General features: G+C 63.5%; 18 protein-coding genes. 10 read left to right on the forward strand and 8 right to left on the reverse strand.

The window, feature by feature from the left end:
* Nucleotides 1–6: 6 nt before the first annotated feature.
* The 9 genes from DSHI_RS13175 (at nucleotide 7) to DSHI_RS13215 (ending at nucleotide 10,185) form a co-directional block, all read left to right on the forward strand.
* Nucleotides 7–1,530, forward strand: a complete 1,524-nt coding sequence (locus DSHI_RS13175; protein ID WP_012179256.1) for an ABC transporter substrate-binding protein — start codon at nucleotides 7–9, stop codon at nucleotides 1,528–1,530.
* Nucleotides 1,527–2,210, forward strand: coding sequence for an ATP-binding cassette domain-containing protein (locus DSHI_RS13180; protein WP_012179257.1), 684 nt, complete (start codon nucleotides 1,527–1,529; stop codon nucleotides 2,208–2,210). The genes DSHI_RS13175 and DSHI_RS13180 overlap by 4 nt, the downstream gene beginning before the upstream one ends.
* Nucleotides 2,204–2,929 carry an ABC transporter ATP-binding protein gene (locus DSHI_RS13185; protein WP_012179258.1) on the forward strand — a complete coding sequence of 242 codons (726 nt, stop codon included), beginning with the start codon at nucleotides 2,204–2,206 and terminating at the stop codon, nucleotides 2,927–2,929. The genes DSHI_RS13180 and DSHI_RS13185 overlap by 7 nt, the downstream gene beginning before the upstream one ends.
* Complete coding sequence (locus DSHI_RS13190; protein WP_012179259.1) at nucleotides 2,926–3,864, forward strand: ABC transporter permease; 939 nt, start codon at nucleotides 2,926–2,928, stop codon at nucleotides 3,862–3,864. The genes DSHI_RS13185 and DSHI_RS13190 overlap by 4 nt, the downstream gene beginning before the upstream one ends.
* Entirely contained in the window at nucleotides 3,857–4,651 is a 795-nt protein-coding gene (locus DSHI_RS13195; RefSeq protein WP_044027898.1) for an ABC transporter permease, read from the forward strand. The genes DSHI_RS13190 and DSHI_RS13195 overlap by 8 nt, the downstream gene beginning before the upstream one ends.
* On the forward strand, nucleotides 4,648–5,544 hold the full coding sequence (locus DSHI_RS13200; RefSeq protein WP_012179261.1) for a DMT family transporter: 897 nt from the start codon (nucleotides 4,648–4,650) through the stop codon (nucleotides 5,542–5,544). The genes DSHI_RS13195 and DSHI_RS13200 overlap by 4 nt, the downstream gene beginning before the upstream one ends.
* Nucleotides 5,534–6,562, forward strand: a complete 1,029-nt coding sequence (locus tag DSHI_RS13205; RefSeq protein ID WP_012179262.1) for a helix-turn-helix domain-containing protein — start codon at nucleotides 5,534–5,536, stop codon at nucleotides 6,560–6,562. The genes DSHI_RS13200 and DSHI_RS13205 overlap by 11 nt, the downstream gene beginning before the upstream one ends.
* Before the next feature lie 180 nt (nucleotides 6,563–6,742).
* Nucleotides 6,743–7,948, forward strand: coding sequence for an acyl-CoA dehydrogenase family protein (locus DSHI_RS13210; protein ID WP_012179263.1), 1,206 nt, complete (start codon nucleotides 6,743–6,745; stop codon nucleotides 7,946–7,948).
* Between the two features lie 401 nt (nucleotides 7,949–8,349).
* Nucleotides 8,350–10,185: a M3 family oligoendopeptidase gene (locus tag DSHI_RS13215; protein WP_012179264.1), complete on the forward strand. Its 1,836-nt coding sequence runs from the start codon at nucleotides 8,350–8,352 to the stop codon at nucleotides 10,183–10,185.
* A gap of 84 nt (nucleotides 10,186–10,269) precedes the next feature.
* On the opposite strand, the gene DSHI_RS13220 is transcribed toward DSHI_RS13215, so the two are convergent.
* From DSHI_RS13220 to DSHI_RS13250, 7 genes are all read right to left on the reverse strand, one after another.
* The gene (locus DSHI_RS13220) at nucleotides 10,270–10,671 is read right to left on the reverse strand and encodes a DUF805 domain-containing protein (protein WP_012179265.1); all 402 of its coding nucleotides are present in this window, start codon (nucleotides 10,669–10,671) and stop codon (nucleotides 10,270–10,272) included.
* 12 nt (nucleotides 10,672–10,683) lie between these two features.
* Complete coding sequence (locus tag DSHI_RS13225; protein WP_012179266.1) at nucleotides 10,684–10,908, reverse strand: hypothetical protein; 225 nt, start codon at nucleotides 10,906–10,908, stop codon at nucleotides 10,684–10,686.
* Nucleotides 10,909–10,973: 65 nt separating this feature from the next.
* Nucleotides 10,974–11,216, reverse strand: a complete 243-nt coding sequence (locus tag DSHI_RS13230; RefSeq protein WP_012179267.1) for a CDGSH iron-sulfur domain-containing protein — start codon at nucleotides 11,214–11,216, stop codon at nucleotides 10,974–10,976.
* Nucleotides 11,217–11,335: 119 nt separating this feature from the next.
* Nucleotides 11,336–11,638 (reverse strand): DUF4389 domain-containing protein, encoded by a 303-nt coding sequence (locus DSHI_RS13235; protein ID WP_012179268.1) that lies wholly within the window; start codon nucleotides 11,636–11,638, stop codon nucleotides 11,336–11,338.
* Nucleotides 11,639–11,855: 217 nt separating this feature from the next.
* Nucleotides 11,856–12,842 carry a Gfo/Idh/MocA family protein gene (locus DSHI_RS13240; RefSeq protein ID WP_012179269.1) on the reverse strand — a complete coding sequence of 329 codons (987 nt, stop codon included), beginning with the start codon at nucleotides 12,840–12,842 and terminating at the stop codon, nucleotides 11,856–11,858.
* 52 nt (nucleotides 12,843–12,894) lie between these two features.
* The gene (rpoH, locus tag DSHI_RS13245) at nucleotides 12,895–13,791 is read right to left on the reverse strand and encodes an RNA polymerase sigma factor RpoH (RefSeq protein ID WP_012179270.1); all 897 of its coding nucleotides are present in this window, start codon (nucleotides 13,789–13,791) and stop codon (nucleotides 12,895–12,897) included.
* A gap of 193 nt (nucleotides 13,792–13,984) precedes the next feature.
* Nucleotides 13,985–15,028, reverse strand: coding sequence for an RluA family pseudouridine synthase (locus DSHI_RS13250; protein ID WP_012179271.1), 1,044 nt, complete (start codon nucleotides 15,026–15,028; stop codon nucleotides 13,985–13,987).
* Here DSHI_RS13250 and DSHI_RS13255 point away from each other — a divergent pair.
* Complete coding sequence (locus DSHI_RS13255; RefSeq protein WP_157865333.1) at nucleotides 15,027–15,359, forward strand: DUF6476 family protein; 333 nt, start codon at nucleotides 15,027–15,029, stop codon at nucleotides 15,357–15,359. The genes DSHI_RS13250 and DSHI_RS13255 overlap by 2 nt on opposite strands.
* A 203-nt stretch (nucleotides 15,360–15,562) precedes the next feature.
* Here DSHI_RS13255 and DSHI_RS13260 read toward each other — a convergent pair whose 3' ends face one another.
* On the reverse strand, nucleotides 15,563–16,249 hold the full coding sequence (locus tag DSHI_RS13260) for an NAD-dependent deacylase (RefSeq protein WP_012179273.1): 687 nt from the start codon (nucleotides 16,247–16,249) through the stop codon (nucleotides 15,563–15,565).
* Nucleotides 16,250–16,290: the final 41 nt, after the last annotated feature.

Here is a 16,290-nt window from a genome sequence, read left to right on the forward strand (position 1 = left end):
ACCTTTATGTCACTTTTGACCCGCATGACCGCCGCTGCCTTAATCGCGCTTGGCACCGCCTTGCCAGCCGCAGCACAGGACGACACGCTCACCATTTCAGTTACATTCGGCCCCACGGCCGAGGTGCCTGACCCGCGTGCAGGCTACAACGGCTGGATGTCAAACCAGACTGGCGTCACAGAAACGCTGATGGGCATCGACTATGACCTGAACCTCTATCCGCGCCTGGCAGAGAGCATTGAGCAAACCGCACCGACGACCTGGCGTGTGACCTTGCGCGATGGTTTGACATTCCACGATGGCTCTCCCGTGACGGCACAGGCGGTCATCGATGCAATTGCGCCGATCTCGGATGAAGCGGACCCTGCGTTCAACAAACGCATCGCCAGTGTGCTTGATCTGGCGGGCATGTCTGCAGATGGCGACCGCTTTGTGGTGTTCGAGACCAACAGCCCGAACGCCGCTTTCCAATGGAGCCTGTCTGATCCGGGTGTCGCCATTCTCGGCGCGCCTTCAGACGCATTCCCAATCAACGCAACCGGCCCCTACATCTTCCGTGAGGCTGTGCCGGAGCAGCTTTACCGCGTTGAAGCAAACTCAGACTATCGCATGGGCGAGCCCGGCTTCGACGAAGTGCGGGTTGTCGCCTCACCTGATCCAGCCACAGCCTCACTGGCCTTTGAAGCCGGTGATGTGGATATGGTGATCAACTACCCCGAAACCGATTTTGCACGTATCCAGGAAACGGGTGCGCAGGGCTTTACCGCTCCAACCGCCCGGCTTTACTTCTATTCGATGAACACAGCGTCCGGCCCGCTGGCAAACCCGTTGATCCGGCAAGCCGTATCTTTGGCGATTGACCGGGACGGCATCGTTGAGGCGGTTCTTTCCGGCGTTGGCGGTGTGCCAGCAGGCACCATCTATCCGGAGGGCAAGAGCTGGGCCGCGGACATCGCGCCCACATATGATCCGGCACGGGCAGAGGAATTGCTTGCCGAAGCCGGAGCGGTCAAGCAGGGCGGCACCTGGATGCTTGATGGTGAACCGCTTGAGATCGAGATCCTGACCTATTCGTCGCGTGCGGCGCTGCCGCCCACGGCGGAGATTACGCAGGCCTTTCTGCAGCAGATCGGGATCACAGCATCTGTGCGTGTGGGCGAGTACGGCGCCAGCAACGATGCGCTCAAAGCGGGTGACGGCGACATGTTCCTGCAAGCATGGGTGATGTTGCCTCAGGGCGACCCCGGTTCGATCCTCGGCTTTCTATTGGCCAGCGACGGCGGCTCGAACGCGGGCAACTACGCCAATCCCGCGATGGACGCCCTACTTGTCGAAGGTCAGACCACGTTTGAACAAGCCGAGCGTGAGCGGATTTACGATGAGGTTCAGCAGATCATTGCCACCGATGTCCCGCTTATCCCTGTCTTCCACGTGAGCCAGGCCGTTGTGGCCCGTGCCGGTCTGACCGGTTACCAGGTCCACCCGACCGAGACCTACTGGATCACCCACGAGACACGCTTCGCTGAATGACGATTGAAGTCCAAGGCCTGAGCGCCGAACGCTCAGGTCGCACCATCCTTCATCCCACGAATGTGGACTTCAAGCCCGGCGAACGCGTCGGGCTTGTAGGTAGCTCGGGATCCGGCAAGTCGACCCTTGGGCATGAACTGGTGGACGCGTTGCGCGCGCAAGGAGCCAGCGTTGCCCATGTGCCGCAAAGCCCGGATGAAGCGCTCGACCCACTTCGGTCGATGGCGTTCCATTGGCGGGAAGCGGAGCGGGCCTTGGGTCTAGCCCCGGACGACGCGCGCCGCGAGGTGCTGTTCAAAGCCCTTCGGATCGAAGGGGGCGACCTTCGCAAACGCCCCTGGTGCTGGAGCCGTGGGATGCAGCAGCGGTTTGTGATCGCCATGGCTTTGATCGGCACACCTGACCTGTTGGTTATGGACGAACCTACCTCCGCGCTGGACCCCGTGGTGGCAGCGGGTACCATGGATTTGCTTGAGGACTATCTCAAAAATCGGCAAACGGCGCTCTTGCTCATCACCCACGATCTTGGGCTTGCGGCACGCCGGGTCGCGCGCTTGATGGTGATGGATGCCGGGCGCATTGTAGAGGATGCACCGACCGAAGCATTTCTCGCATCGCCGAAAACACGAACCGCCAAGGCCCTTTGCGCCCACCGGAATTGGCTGGAGCTGCCATGCTGACGGTAGACAACATCTCTGTCCGGCGCGGCGTTTCAACGACGCTCCAGGAGGTCTCGTTTTTACTCGAACCGGGACGCACGCTGGCGGTGGTGGGCGAAAGCGGCGCGGGCAAGTCCACCCTCATCAGCGCAATCCTTGGGTTGGTCCGGTGCTCAGCGGGAAGCGTGTCGTGGAATGGTGCACCGGTCTCGCAGTGCCGTCCCGCGCTCGTCATGCAGGAACCGCGCGCGGCGTTTAATCCGCGCCTGTCGCTCCGTCGCTCTGTCATGGAACCTGTCATGGCTCAGAAGCTGGCTTTGGACACGGATCGTTTGGCGGCGCTGTGCCGCGCTCTTGAAGTTCGACCCGACCTTCTGGACCGGCGTCCCGATCAGGTGTCCATCGGGCAGGCACAGCGCGTGGGCATCCTTCGCGCTCTTACCGCTGCCCCACCATTGATCTTGTTTGATGAGCCGCTGTCCGCCCTCGATGCCGTCACGCAAAAACACACCGCGCGTCTGATCGCCGATATGCAAGAACAGGAAGGCTTTGCAGCGCTGATCGTGACTCATGATCTGGGATATGCCGCCGCCTTCGCGGATGAGATTGCCGTGCTGCGGGCGGGGCGGATCGAAGAGTTAGCGACCGCGCAAGCTTTTGTCGAAGCACCGCAGACCGACTATGGACGCACGCTCCGCGATGCCGCCTTCGCCCTTGGTGCATTGGAGCGTGTCGCATGATTGGCGTCTTTGCGGGTCTCTTGCTGCGCGCCTTGGTCGTTCTCACCGGCGCGGCTTTGGCGACATTCGCACTATTGTGGCACGCACCAGGCGACCCTGCTTTGGCGATTGCAGAAGCGCGCTATGGCCAGAACGTATCCAAAGAGGTTCTGGATTTCATCCGGGCCGAGGCCGGGTTTGACGACGGGTTCTGGACAGCCTTCTGGGCCTGGCTTGCCCCGCTTATGCAGGGTGATTTTGGTCAGTCTTCCGTCAATGGCCGAGACGTCTGGCCTGACCTTGTGACGGCGATGTCCTACACGTTTCCGCTTGCGCTCGTGAGCTTGGCACTCGGCTTGGCCGTCTCTGTCCCCCTTGCCCTGATTGCCACGCGCAGACCCGGCAGTTGGCTGGATCGCGGGGCCGTTGCCCTGGCCTCGGTTGGCGTCGCCATCCCGGCTTTCTGGCTTGGGCTGCTGTTGATCCTGCTCTTCGCCGTGCAGCTTGGCTGGTTGCCTGCCATGGGGGCCGAAACGACCACACACAGCATCTTGCCCGCAATGACGCTGGGGTTTGGTGTTGCCGCGTCCCTCACGCGCATTATCCGCTCGGGCATTCTGGAGGCACGCGGACAGCCTTTCCTGCCAGCCTTCACTAGACGGGGCGTCGCGCGCCGCGACATTGCCCGCGACCACGTCGCCCCCCACGCTGCCGTGCCCGTCGTCACCGTGCTCGGTCTGGAACTCGCCTTCCTGTTGGAAGGGCTTGTCGTGGTTGAGGTGATTTTTGCGCGACCCGGTCTCGGAAGCTTTCTCGTAAACGCCATCTTTGCGCGCGATTTCCCAAAGGTGCAGGCTGTTGTCATTCTGGCTGCGGTTGTCTTTGTCGTGGTAAACCTTGCCATCGACCTGATCTATCGCAGCCTTGATCCCAGAGTGAGTGGGCGCGATGCGTAGCGTTTATGTTCTCGTCACCGTTTGCGCGCTGCTTGCGATATTCGGCCCCATGCTCGCGCCCCATGATCCGACCGCCATCAACATTCCCAACCGGCTTAGACCGCCGGGTGGGGAATGGCTTCTGGGAACGGATGCACTTGGCCGTGATATCCTTTCTAGGCTTCTTCACGGCGCGCGCTGGTCGCTTGGTCTGGCTTTCGTCGTGTCGCTGCTGGGGTTGATCATCGGTACGACCATAGGACTGATTGCAGCCCAAGGTGGTCGTGTGGCCGACTGGATTGCCATGCGCGCAACGGACACGTTCCTGGCCTTTCCCGAGCTTATCGCGGCGGTGGTCATTGCGGGTGTTCTCGGGGCAAGCACAGGCTCCCTCATCTTCGCTCTCACCGTGACAGGTTGGATGCGTTATGCCCGCGTGGCCCGCGGCATTGGTCTGTCCATCAGCAACAGGGGATACGTTGTGCAAGCACAGCTTGCGGGACTTTCGCCACTTGCGATTGCGCGCTGGCATTATCTGCCGTCGCTATTGCCTTCGCTGACCGTTGTCTGGACCGGCATGCTCGCTCGCGCGATCCTTGGAATTTCCACACTTGGGTTTCTGGGGTTCGGTGTGCAGCCCCCTATGCCGGAATGGGGAACGATGCTCCTGGATGCGCGGATTCACATGCGTTCTACCCCGCTGCAAATGATCTGGCCCGGGCTGTGTGTTGTGGTCTCGGTTCTTGCGATCAATCTGGCCGGCGATGCCCTGCGGGATGCGCTCGCCGAGCAGGATGCAAAGACGTGACAAGGCCTGACAATCCATCTCTTGGGATCGCATTGCGCATCCTGTCAGGGGTCCTGTTTACCGGCATGGTCGTCTGCGTGAAGGCCCTAAGCGACGCCGCTCCGCTTGGTCAGATCGTTTTCTTCCGATCCTTCTTTGCGCTTATTCCACTCGTGATTTTCCTGATGGTGCGCCATGAATTTCCTGGCGGTCTTCGCACCAAACGCCCCATCGGTCATCTGGTGCGGTCGTTTTTCGGGGCGGCAGCGATGTTCACCTCGTTCGCCTCAGTAGCGCTTCTGCCGTTGGCCGAGGCGGTCCTGCTCGCCCAACTCGCGCCAGTGCTGACCGCAATCACAGCCGTTGTGGTTCTGTCAGAACGGCTCACGAAATGGCGTGTGATTGGGCTCGCTTTCGGGCTGGCAGGTGTTCTGGTCCTGGTCTGGCCCGACATTGGAGGCGGCACTGTCGATACGCAGCGGTTCCTCGGGATCGGTCTTGGACTATTGACTGCACTTCTGACCGCCTTCGCGCTGATCATGGTGCGCAGCTTGACACGGACCGAGAGCCCCGGGGCCATCGCCTTCTACTTCGTGGTCGCGTCTATGGCCGGTGGAATACTGACGCTGCCATGGGGCTGGGCATTCCCTGACTCGCAAACGCTCATGTTGCTGATACTTGCAGGCCTCTTCGGTGGGTTCGCGCATATCGCGATGACACTCTCGTTCAGCTATACCGAGGCCTCCCGTCTAGCGCCGTTCGAATATGTCGCGCTTCTTTGGCCGGTTCTAGCGGATTTGCTGATCTTCAAATTACCCCTGTCCGGCAGCTTTCTACTCGCGATGCCTCTTGTCTTAGCCGGTGCTGCCGTTGCAGCGTTGGAAGGCAAAAGAAGAACTCGGAATGCCGCCTGAGAGCACGCCACAACTGTCAACAGTTTCCAGTCAGTTCATTGCGGACTGGCTGCAGGCGCTGCGACCCCTGTGCAGCGTGGATCATTTTCGATCTCTCCTGAAACGCGCCGCACTTCAAGACGATTGCGACGCCCCGACCGGCAGGGTGACGCTTGATCAAGTTGTTTGTCTCTATCAACTGGCAGCTGTCGAGACCGAGGATGAGATGATGGGCCTTTGGTCCCGCCCCATCCGCCAACGCGCACTGCAACACTTGCTGACGTCGATCCGCGAAGCGACAACCCTTTCCTCAGCACTCTACCGGTTCTCGACTTTCTGGAACCTGCTGCTTGATGATTACCAATTCTCGTTTGCGGAAGCGGATAATGTGTCGGTGTTGAAGCTTGTGCCGCAGACCGATCAAGCCGCTCAGCGGTTCGGCCACATGCTGATCCTAAAACTGGCACATGGACTGATTTCCTGGCTGGCCCGATATGAAGTCCCCGTCAAAGCGGTGGGTTTCGCCTTCGAGGCGCCAGCCTTCGAGGAAGACTACGCAGTGATCTTTCCTGCGCCCGTGCGGTTCGCTCAGTCGGCGACGTCGATTGCATTTGGTCCTGGCGTCTTGGGTCCGGTTCAGGTGCGCAGTTCGGCAGACTTGACTCTGTTTTTGGAAAACGCGCCCCGGGATTGGATATTTACCCAGTCCCAAGTGCATACCCAGTCCTTGCGGGTCCGCACCTATCTGAGCCAGACGGGTTGGGACAGTGCAAACCTGACAGAGGCCGCGGCCGCGATGCACGTGACCCCGCGCACACTCATCCGCAAGTTGGAGGCCGACGGCACATCGTTTCAGGCCATCAAGGACGCCTTACGTCGCGACATTGCGATCCGTCATCTGCAAACAGGGCAGCATAGTGTCGAAGCCATCGCCCATGAGGTGGGGTTTTCGTCGGCGGCTAACTTCCACAAAGCGTTTCAAAGGTGGACTGGCAATACACCCAGCTCATATCGACGCAAGCCTTACTCCGGCGTGTAATTCTGTCACTTTTCGACAATAAACTGTCACCTCGTGAGATAGAGCGAGCCGAATGAATCTGCTATCCGAGGCCTTGAAAAAAGAACTCAACCTCATTGACTGCTACATGCAACGCTCTGCTCCCACTCCTGTGAAAACGGCGGGATGCGACAGTGTGCGCCTATCTCAAGGAACACTCCCATGTCAGAAAAACTCGATGCCATTCTTGCCGCAGCTCACACGCACGCCACTGAGGTCGTAGCGCCCAATGTAGACGCGTGGAACGCAGCAAAGGCGTGGCCGCGCGACGCATCTGACAAAGCAGGCGCTGCTGGCCTGACAGGGCTTTACGCCCCCGAAGATTGGGGTGGACAAGGCCTGCCTTTGTCGGAAGGCATACAAGTTTACGAACAACTGGGCCTTGGGGATGGCGCTTACGCTTTTGCCCTTTCGATGCACAACATCTGCACATTTGCCGGTTGCGGGTACGGCACCGACGCATTCAAAAAGAAATGGGCGCGGGATCTGACGGCGGGTCGGAAACTTGCGAACTTCGCATTGACTGAGCCACAATCCGGCTCGGATCCGATGAAGATGTATACACGCGCCATGATCAACGGGGACGGCACTTGGACGATCAGCGGATCAAAAGCTTGGGTAAGTTTGGCGACTGAGGCCGACATTTACTTTACGGTCGTCAAGACGAGCGACGCACCCGGCCACAAGGACATGGCAATGATCGCTATTCCCGCAGATGCACCGGGGATCAGCTTTGGCCCGTTGTATGAAACCCCATCCTACAACTTCTTGCCCATGTCCGAGATGTATCTCGACAACGTTGTGGTCAGCGAGGAGAACATCATTCTGCCGATCGGGCAAGGTCTGCAGGGTTCGCTCATGGCGATTGACATCGCACGGGTCTCAATCGCGTCCGGGTGCTGTGGCTTGATGCAAGCTGCCCTCGATACAGCACTCTCCTATTCCAAGAGCCGCAAGATGTTTGGGGGTAAGAACCTCGATCTCGATGGAATCCAATGGATGTTGGGCGAAGTCGCAACTGACCTTGAAGCATCCAAGCTGCTCTATCGCAGAGCCGCCGAGGCACTTGGCACCCCCGACGGCCCGTTGATGGCCGCACATGCAAAACGCTTTGTCCCGGATGCCGCTGTGAAGGCTGCCAATACCTGCACGCAGGTGCTAGGCGGCATGGGGTTGTTGCAACCCTATGGCCTCGACGGTTTGTCGCGACTGGCGCAGATGCTGCGGATCGTCGATGGCACAACGGAAATCAGCCGTGTGGTCATTGGGCGTGCGTTGCAAAAGCGGGCTGCTGGCTTGCCTGACCTGCCTGTCCCCAAGGGGTTTGGCGAGCGGGATGAAGAAGCCTCCTCGATCGCAGCGCAATAAATCAGCCAAAGCCATTGAGGTGATCAACTGACAAACAAGCCGGCGGGCCGCAACAAAGTGGCCAGCCGGATCATTTCGCTCGATATCGAAGCGTCCATGAATCACTTTCGGATAACTATGTGGCTCTTGCCCTAAGAGGAGTTATGGCATTGCTGGTAAACGGCCGGTTCCTCCGTCTTGCGCCAACATGTTAGGAATTGTGCAGATGCAGAGAAGTCTGTGCTGCGTGCGCACGCAGCGAAATATTGAGACTTCTCCTATGGGCTCGGAGCGATCATTCGCTGCGGTTACCGTCAAGGTCCGCTCTGAACCGCCCCAACCTATACGCAAAATCCCCTTCCCCGCTTGAGCCCCCGCCCCTCCCGGCTTACCTCTAGCCCAAGCCAACAAGAGGACCGCCCATGCACCCCCTGCCCTTCCCTGCCCCCACGCCCCTCCGCGACGCCGCCACCGACACCGGGGGCAAGAACCTCGGGGCGCTGCCGGACTGGGATCTGTCGGACCTCTACCCGGCCCCCGACGCCCCCGAGATCAAGCGCGACATGGACTGGCTGGAGGCCGCCTGTCGCGACTTCGCCGCCGATTACGAGGGCAAGCTGGCGGACCTCGACGCCGCGGGCATGCTCGACTGCGTGCTGCGCTACGAGCGGATCGACACGGTCTCCGGCCGCCTGATGTCCTACATGGGCCTGCGCTATTACCAGAACACCACCGATGCCGAGCGCGCCAAGGCCATGGCCGACGCCCAGGACAAGATCACCACCTACACCACGCCGCTGGTATTCTACACGCTGGAGATCAACCGCCTGCCGGACGACCATCTCGACGGGCTTTTTGCCGCCAACGCTGATCTCGCGCGCTACAAGCCGATCTTCGACCGCCTGCGCGCGATGAAGCCCTACCAGCTCTCCGACGAGCTGGAAAAGTTCCTCCATGACAGCTCCACCGTGGGCGCGGCCGCCTGGAACCGGCTCTTCGACGAGACCATCGCCGGCATGATGTTCGAGGTCGACGGCGAGGCCTACAATATCGAGGGCACGCTCAACTTCCTGTCCGAGCCGGAGCGCGACAAGCGCGAGGCCGCTGCCCGCGAGCTCGCCGCCCAGTTCGGCAGCCAGATCAAGCTCTTCGCCCGCGTCCACAACACGCTGGCCAAGGAGAAGGAGATCACCGACCGCTGGCGCGGCCTGCCCACGCCCCAGGCCGGACGCCACCTCGCCAACCACGTGGAGCCCGAGGTGGTCGAGGCCCTGCGCAACGCGGTCGTCGCCGCCTATCCCAAGCTCTCGCACCGCTACTACGCGCTGAAGGCCAAGTGGATGGGGCTCGACAAGATGCAGGTCTGGGACCGCAACGCCCCCCTGCCCCGCGAAGACAATCGCATCGTCGACTGGGACGAGGCCAAGGCGACCGTGCTGGAGGCTTACGCCGATTTCGACCCGGAAATGGCCCGCATCGCCGAGCCGTTCTTCGACCGCGGCTGGATCGATGCGGGCGTCAAACCGGGCAAGGCCCCCGGCGCCTTCGCCCACCCGACCGTGGCCGAGGTGCATCCTTACGTCATGCTCAACTACCTGGGCAAACCGCGCGACGTCATGACCCTCGCGCACGAACTGGGCCACGGCGTCCACCAGGTCCTCGCCGCGGGCCAGGGCGAGTTGCTCAGCTCCACCCCCCTGACGCTTGCCGAAACCGCCAGCGTATTCGGCGAGATGCTGACCTTCCGCAAACTGCTCGACGCCGCCCCCGACAAGGCCACCCGCAAGATCCTGCTCGCCGGCAAGGTCGAGGACATGATCAACACGGTCGTCCGCCAGATCGCCTTCTACGACTTCGAGTGCAAGCTGCACGACGCGCGCAAGGCGGGGGAGCTGACCCCGGACGAGATCGGCGATCTGTGGATGAGCGTGCAGGGCGAAAGCCTCGGCCCCGTCTTCGAGTTCATGGACGGCTACGAGACCTTCTGGGCCTACATCCCCCACTTCGTCCACTCGCCCTTCTACGTCTACGCCTATGCCTTCGGCGACGGGCTGGTGAACGCGCTCTACGCGGTCTACGAAGAAGGCGATCCCGACTTCCGCACCAAGTATTTCGACATGCTCAAGGCGGGCGGGTCCAAGCACCACAAGGACCTGCTGGAACCCTTCGGGCTCGATGCCTCGGACCCGGCCTTCTGGGACAAGGGGCTGAGCATGATCTCCGGCATGATCGACGAATTGGAAGCGATGGAGGACTGAGCGCCCCGGGCGACCGTCTTGCCGTGAGTATTTAGGCACAAAAGAAATCAGGGGCGCGCCATGAGGGCCGCCCCCTCGGATCCCTCAGGCCGGGGGCCAGACCGGCTGCGGGCCGTGGGCGTTTTCGCCTTCCTCGCTCGGCTGGAGGTAGAAGTAGATCAGCACCAGTACCCCGAGCACCGGGATGAGCGCGAGCAGCATCCACCACCCGGTCCGCCCGGTATCGTGCAGTCGCCGTACCCCGATGGAGATGTTCGGCAAAAGCAGGGCGAGGCTGGCCAGGAAGGACAGCGGCTGCCCGGCGTTCTCATCCGCGATGCCCGCCCCGAGCAGGGGTGCCATCACGAACGCATCCAGCAGCCCCAGCACGAACAGCAACAGAAAAACCGACAACACCCACCACCAATAGGCCGGACGCGCCGCGCGTCCCGAAAAGGTGGCGTAGTTCGACAGGGCCGACCGCATGGCCAGGCTGAGGTTTTCCACTCCGAACTCCCTTTACTGACCCAAGGCCTCCAGCCCGGATGTATCCATCCCGGCCACGGTCTCTTGCGCGATCCGGTCGAAATCCCGGGACTTCTCGACCTCCCGCTGCGTCTCGGCCACCTCCATGTCTATCACGACGGCGTCGGACAAGGCCGCCGCCTCCTCGTCGGACATCCCGCAGGCCGCAAGGCCCACAACACAGATGACCATCAGGCCCGCAGAGAGGGTCTTCGACATGAACGCGTGTCCCTTTTCCGTTGACCCGCATGACAAGACCCGGCGCAGCGCGCAGGGTCAAGCCCTCAGAGCTTGTTATGCGCCCCGTCACACAGCGGCGCTTTTGCCGTCGCCTTGCAGCCGCAGAAATAGAGCGTCTTGTCCGCCGCCGCCTCGTATTTCATCGGGGTCAGCCCGGTGTCCTTGTGCGACCCGTCGCAGAAAGGCTGCGCGCCGGAGCGTCCGCAGGTGCACCAGAAATAGGTCTTTCCCGCGGTCACCTCGACCGGGTACGGGGCTTTCTGGGCGATGATGGGTGTGTCGGACATGGGCGTGCTCCTGTGCTGGCTTCCGCGCGAGTACCTAGCCTTGCGGGGCGCTGCGCCCAGTCTTTCATCCTCCCCGATATGCTCGCGCATACTGCCCTCGGGGCCGGGTACCACGGTCCCTAGTCCAGCTCCGTCCAGGGCCAGGGCTTCACCTCGGACGCGGCGGTCTGGTGCCGCGCGGCCTTGGCGATCCAGATGCCCAGATCCGTGCCAACCTCCGCCAGACGCGGGTTCGGTTTGCCGCCGCTGACCAACATGATGACGAACTGGATCACGGTCAGAACCGTCAAGACCGTCTGACCGAGGCTCAGCATCACCGCGATCAGCACCATGTAGATCAGCCGCAGAAACAGCCCGTCCGGCTTGCCCGGGTCGGGCTGCTCCCCATGGAGCCGCCCCGTCACCTTGTCGTCGTCGGTCATCGCACCTCACCTCACCCCATGCCGGATCGCCTCGCCAAGGGAAGCGGTGTGCCCGCGCCCTGTCAACGCCTTTGGCGGCGGCGCCGGGACCCGGGGTCGCGTTAACCTTTCGCGACCAAAAGGCGCGAAAACCCCAATGTGCTGACGCAAAATTAACCAGGCTGTTCTGAAAACATTGGATAAATCGCGATGTTTCGCGCGCGAAACCTCCCCTGCGTTAACCCTTGGCCGCGGCATAGACCGCGTCGATCATGGCTTGCGTGCCCCGCGCATCCTCCAGGGACCAGGGATACTCCGCGCCCTCCCGCACCGTGCGCCCGAACGCCTCGACCTGCGCGACGTACTGATTGGCAGCCGGAAACCGCTCCACCGTGACCGTGTGATCGCCGCCGCCCCCGGGCCGGTGCAGCTCCACCCGCGCCTCGCCGAAGACCTGCGCATTGAACGGCGCGGTCAGCCGCAGAACGCCCGTTTCGCCATGAAACACCATGTCCTGAAACGGCGCCATCCGCATGGAGTTGACCCAATGGGCGGTGAAGCCGGGAAAGCGCGCCGAGACCCGCGCGATGGTGTCCACGCCGTTCTCCCAGGTGATATCCGCATGGGTGATCGCCTCGGGCTCGGCCTCGGTCATCCAGCGGGTGCAGCCATAGGTATAGACCCCGATATCCGGGATGCCCCCGCCGCCCTGATCGGCCGCGTTGCGGATGTTGCCGGGATCGGCCCGGTTGTCATAGGTGAAGATCCCCGCCACATGCACCAGCCGCCCGATCGCCCCCTCGCGCAGCAGGGCGCGCGCCCGCTGCCATTGGGGGTGGTGGACGATCATGTAGGCCTCGGCGCAGTGCAGCCCGGTCGCGTTTCGCCGCGAAATCAGCGGGTCGATCTCGGCGGCGGTCATGGCCAGCGGCTTCTCGGCGAGCACATGCTTGCCCGCCTCCAGCGCCTTCATCGCCCAGGGCACATGCATCGGGTGGGGCAGCGGGATATAGACCGCGTCCACCTCCGGATCCGCCAGCAGCGCGTCGTAATCGGTATGGACCCGCAGCCCGGGCGCGAAGGCCCGGAACGGCGCCGCCTTGGCCGCATCGCGGCTGGCAAGCGCCGCCAGCGTGGCGCCCCTGGCGGCATGGATGGCGGGGCCCATTTGCTCACGCGCAAATTTCGCGGCCCCCAGGATGCCCCAGCGCAGTGGTGTGGTCATGTGGTCTCCTCCCGCGGGCAGCCTAGACCGCCCCGCGGGGGGAGGGGAAGGGTCAGGCGGTCGCCATCAACCCCTTCTCCTTGGCCAGGTCGCGCATCGCCTTCTGCAACTTCTCGAAGGCGCGGACCTCGATCTGGCGGATCCGCTCCCGGCTGACGCCGTAGACCTCCGACAGCTCTTCCAGGGTCGCGGGCTTGTCCTCCAGCCGGCGCTTCATCAGGATGTCCTTCTCGCGGTCGTTGAGCACGCCCATGGCCTCGGCCAAGAGTTCGCGGCGCACCATCAACTCGTCCTTCTCGGCGAAGTCGTCGGCCTGGTCGGCGTCCTCGTCCTCCAGCCAGTCCTGCCATTCGGTGGCGCCCTCGCCATCCGAGCCGATCATCGCGTTGAGCGACGCATCCCCGCCCGACATCCGCCGGTTCATCGAGATCACCTCGTCCTCGGTGACGTTCAGGTCATTGGCGATCCGGGCGACGTTTTCCGGGCGCAGGTCGCCCTCCTCCAGCGCGCCGATGCGGTTCTTGGCCTTGCGCAGGTTGAAAAACAGCTTCTTCTGGGCCGAGGTCGTGCCCAGCTTCACCAGGCTCCAGGACCGCAGGATATACTCCTGGATCGAGGCGCGGATCCACCACATGGCATAGGTCGCCAGCCGAAACCCCTTCTCGGGATCGAACCGCTTGACCGCCTGCATCAGGCCCACATTGGCCTCGGAGATCACCTCCGCCTGGGGCAGGCCGTAGCCGCGGTAGCCCATGGCGATTTTCGCGGCGAGACGCAGGTGCGAGGTGACCATCTTGTGCGCCGCCTCGGTGTCCTCGTGATCCACCCAGCGCTTGGCCAGCATGTATTCCTCTTCGGGCTCCAGCATGGGAAACTTGCGGATTTCCTGAAGGTACCGGTTGAGGCCCTGCTCCGGAGAGGGGGCCGGAAGATTGGTATATGATGCCATGTTGCGCCTCCGTGTCGGCTCGGGTCGGGTCTCTGCCCGGACCAGCCTGATATGTTAATCAAATGAACATTCGTCAAGGCCTGCGCCTTGTGCTTGGGGGTCAATATGGGTCAGCCCGGGCCCGAGGGCGAGCGGCTGAAACCGGATGTCACTGCCTTGTGCAGCTTTGTAACATTCTCGAATTAAGCGAAAATTAACCGCCCAGCGCCGCCCAGAGGGCCGCCATGTCGGCAGGCATCGGGGCGGCGAAGGACAGCGCCGCCCCGGTCACGGGATGCACGAAGCCGAGGGTCCGGGCATGCAGGGCCTGGCGCGGGAAGGCTTCGGCGGCGGCCAATGCCTGAGGCGAAAAAGCCTTGGCCGACAGGCGCTTGCGCCCGCCATAGACCGGATCGCCCAGCAGCCCGTGGCCGATATGGGCCAGATGGACGCGGATCTGGTGGGTGCGGCCGGTCTCCAGCCAGCAGGCCAGATGCGCCACCCCGGCCGGATCGCCGAAGCGCGCCTCGACGCGCGCCCGGGTGACCGCGTGACGCCCCTGGCCTTCGGCCACGACCGCCTGGCGCTGCCGGTCGGTGCGGTGGCGCGCGAGGGATGCGCGCAGACACAGCACGCCGCCGGGCTCGAACCGGACCATGGGCAGGCCGCGCAGGCGCGGATCGGAGGCCTCCGGCACCCCGTGGACCAGCGCGTCATAGATTCGCTCGACGCTGTGGGCGGCGAACTGGGCCGCGAGCCCCTGATGGGCGTGGTCGGATTTCGCCACCACCAGCAGGCCGGACGTGTCCTTGTCGATCCGGTGGACGATGCCGGGCCGCTTCTCGCCACCGATGCCCGACAGGCTGTCGCCGCAATGGTGCATCAGCGCGTTCACGAGCGTGCCCGCGGGACTGCCGGGGGCGGGGTGCACCACCATGCCCGCGGGCTTGTTGACCACGATCAGGTCCGCATCCTCGAAGATCACATCGAGCGGGATCGCCTCGGCCACCAGCGGCACCTCGGCGGGCGCGCCCAGCCGCAGGGTCAGCACGTCGCCCGCCGCGACGCGGGCCTTGGGGCTGGCCAGCACCTCCGCCCCCCGGCGCACATCGCCCGCCTCGATCAGCTTGACGAGCCGCGACCGGCTCAGGCCCAGCCCCTCTGGCACATCCCGCGCCAGCGCCCTATCAAGGCGCGGCGGCGGGTCCGGCTGGACCTCGACCGTGATTTCCTCGCTGGCCTCTGGGATGCCCGACATGCGCGATGACCCGTCCGAATTTGGCGCCGAGCCCGGCCCGGAAATGCCGGAGCCGGCGAACCTGAAGTTCCTGCGGCGATTGGTGACCGTGCTGACGGTCGTGATGATTGCCGGGGTGGTAACGGTAATCGGGTTGCTTGTCATCCGCTTGCAGGCCCCGTCCCTGCCAGATCTGCCCGAGAGTATCACCCTGCCCGCCGGTGTGGTGGCCGAAGCGGTGACCTTCGGCGGTGACTGGATTGCCGTGGTCGCGGGGGACGAGATCCTGATCTACGGCGCGGGCGACGGTGCGCTGCGGCAGCGGATCGCGGTGGGCGGCGGCGCAGAATAGCCCGCCGGGCGCGGACGGTGGGGCCGGAGCGCGACAAGCGGTTTCGAAACCGCTTGGCCCCCGGCGGCGCGGTCAGGGAGAGACCGGCAGCCCCCTGTGCTGCGCGCAAGGGCGGGCCTGCGCAGAAGGCCCGAAAAGCCGATCAAGATTGATCACCGGGCGCGGGCAAGCGGTTTCGAAACCGCTTGGACCCGGCGGAGGGGTCAGGCGCCCAGTTCGGCTACCCAGGCGGGCACGATCTCGGTCGCGGGACCATAGCGGGCGTCGGTGAAAAGCGCGCTGCCCGAGGACGGCTCCAGGTTCAGCTCCAGCGTCGGAATGCCTGCGGCGCGGGCCTCCTGGACGAACCCGGCGGCCGGATAGACCTCCCCGCTGGTGCCGATGGAGACGAAGAGCTCGGCGGCGGCGAGGGCGGCCTCAATCATGGCCATGTGGTAGGGGATCTCGCCGAACCAGACGATGTCCGGGCGGGTGGCGGGGCGCGCGCAGGCGGGGCACGGGTCATCCGGCGCCATTTCGCGCGGGGCGTCCCAGCGGTGCCCGCAGGCCGCACAGAGCGCGCGGTTGAGCTGGCCGTGCATGTGGATCACGTCGCGCGCGCCCGCCCGTTCCAGCAGGTCGTCCACATTCTGGGTCACGAGGGTGACCTCGGCCTGCCGTTGCAGCGCCGCGAGCGCCGCGTGGGCGGCGTTCGGCCGGGCATCGAGGCAATTGGCGCGCCGCGCGTTGTAGAAGCCATGAACCAGGGCGGGATTGGCGGCGAAGCCTTCGGGGGTGGCGACCTCGGCCAGGTCATACTTGGTCCAGAGCCCGTCCTTGTCGCGAAACGTGCCCAGGCCGCTTTCGGCCGACAGGCCCGCGCCGCTGAGAATGACAATCCGCTTGGGCATTGCGCGCCGCTCCGTTACCGTCCCGAGACCCCTATCCAAGA

Source organism: Dinoroseobacter shibae DFL 12 = DSM 16493 (assembly GCF_000018145.1).
In the GTDB taxonomy this organism is placed as follows: domain Bacteria; phylum Pseudomonadota; class Alphaproteobacteria; order Rhodobacterales; family Rhodobacteraceae; genus Dinoroseobacter; species Dinoroseobacter shibae.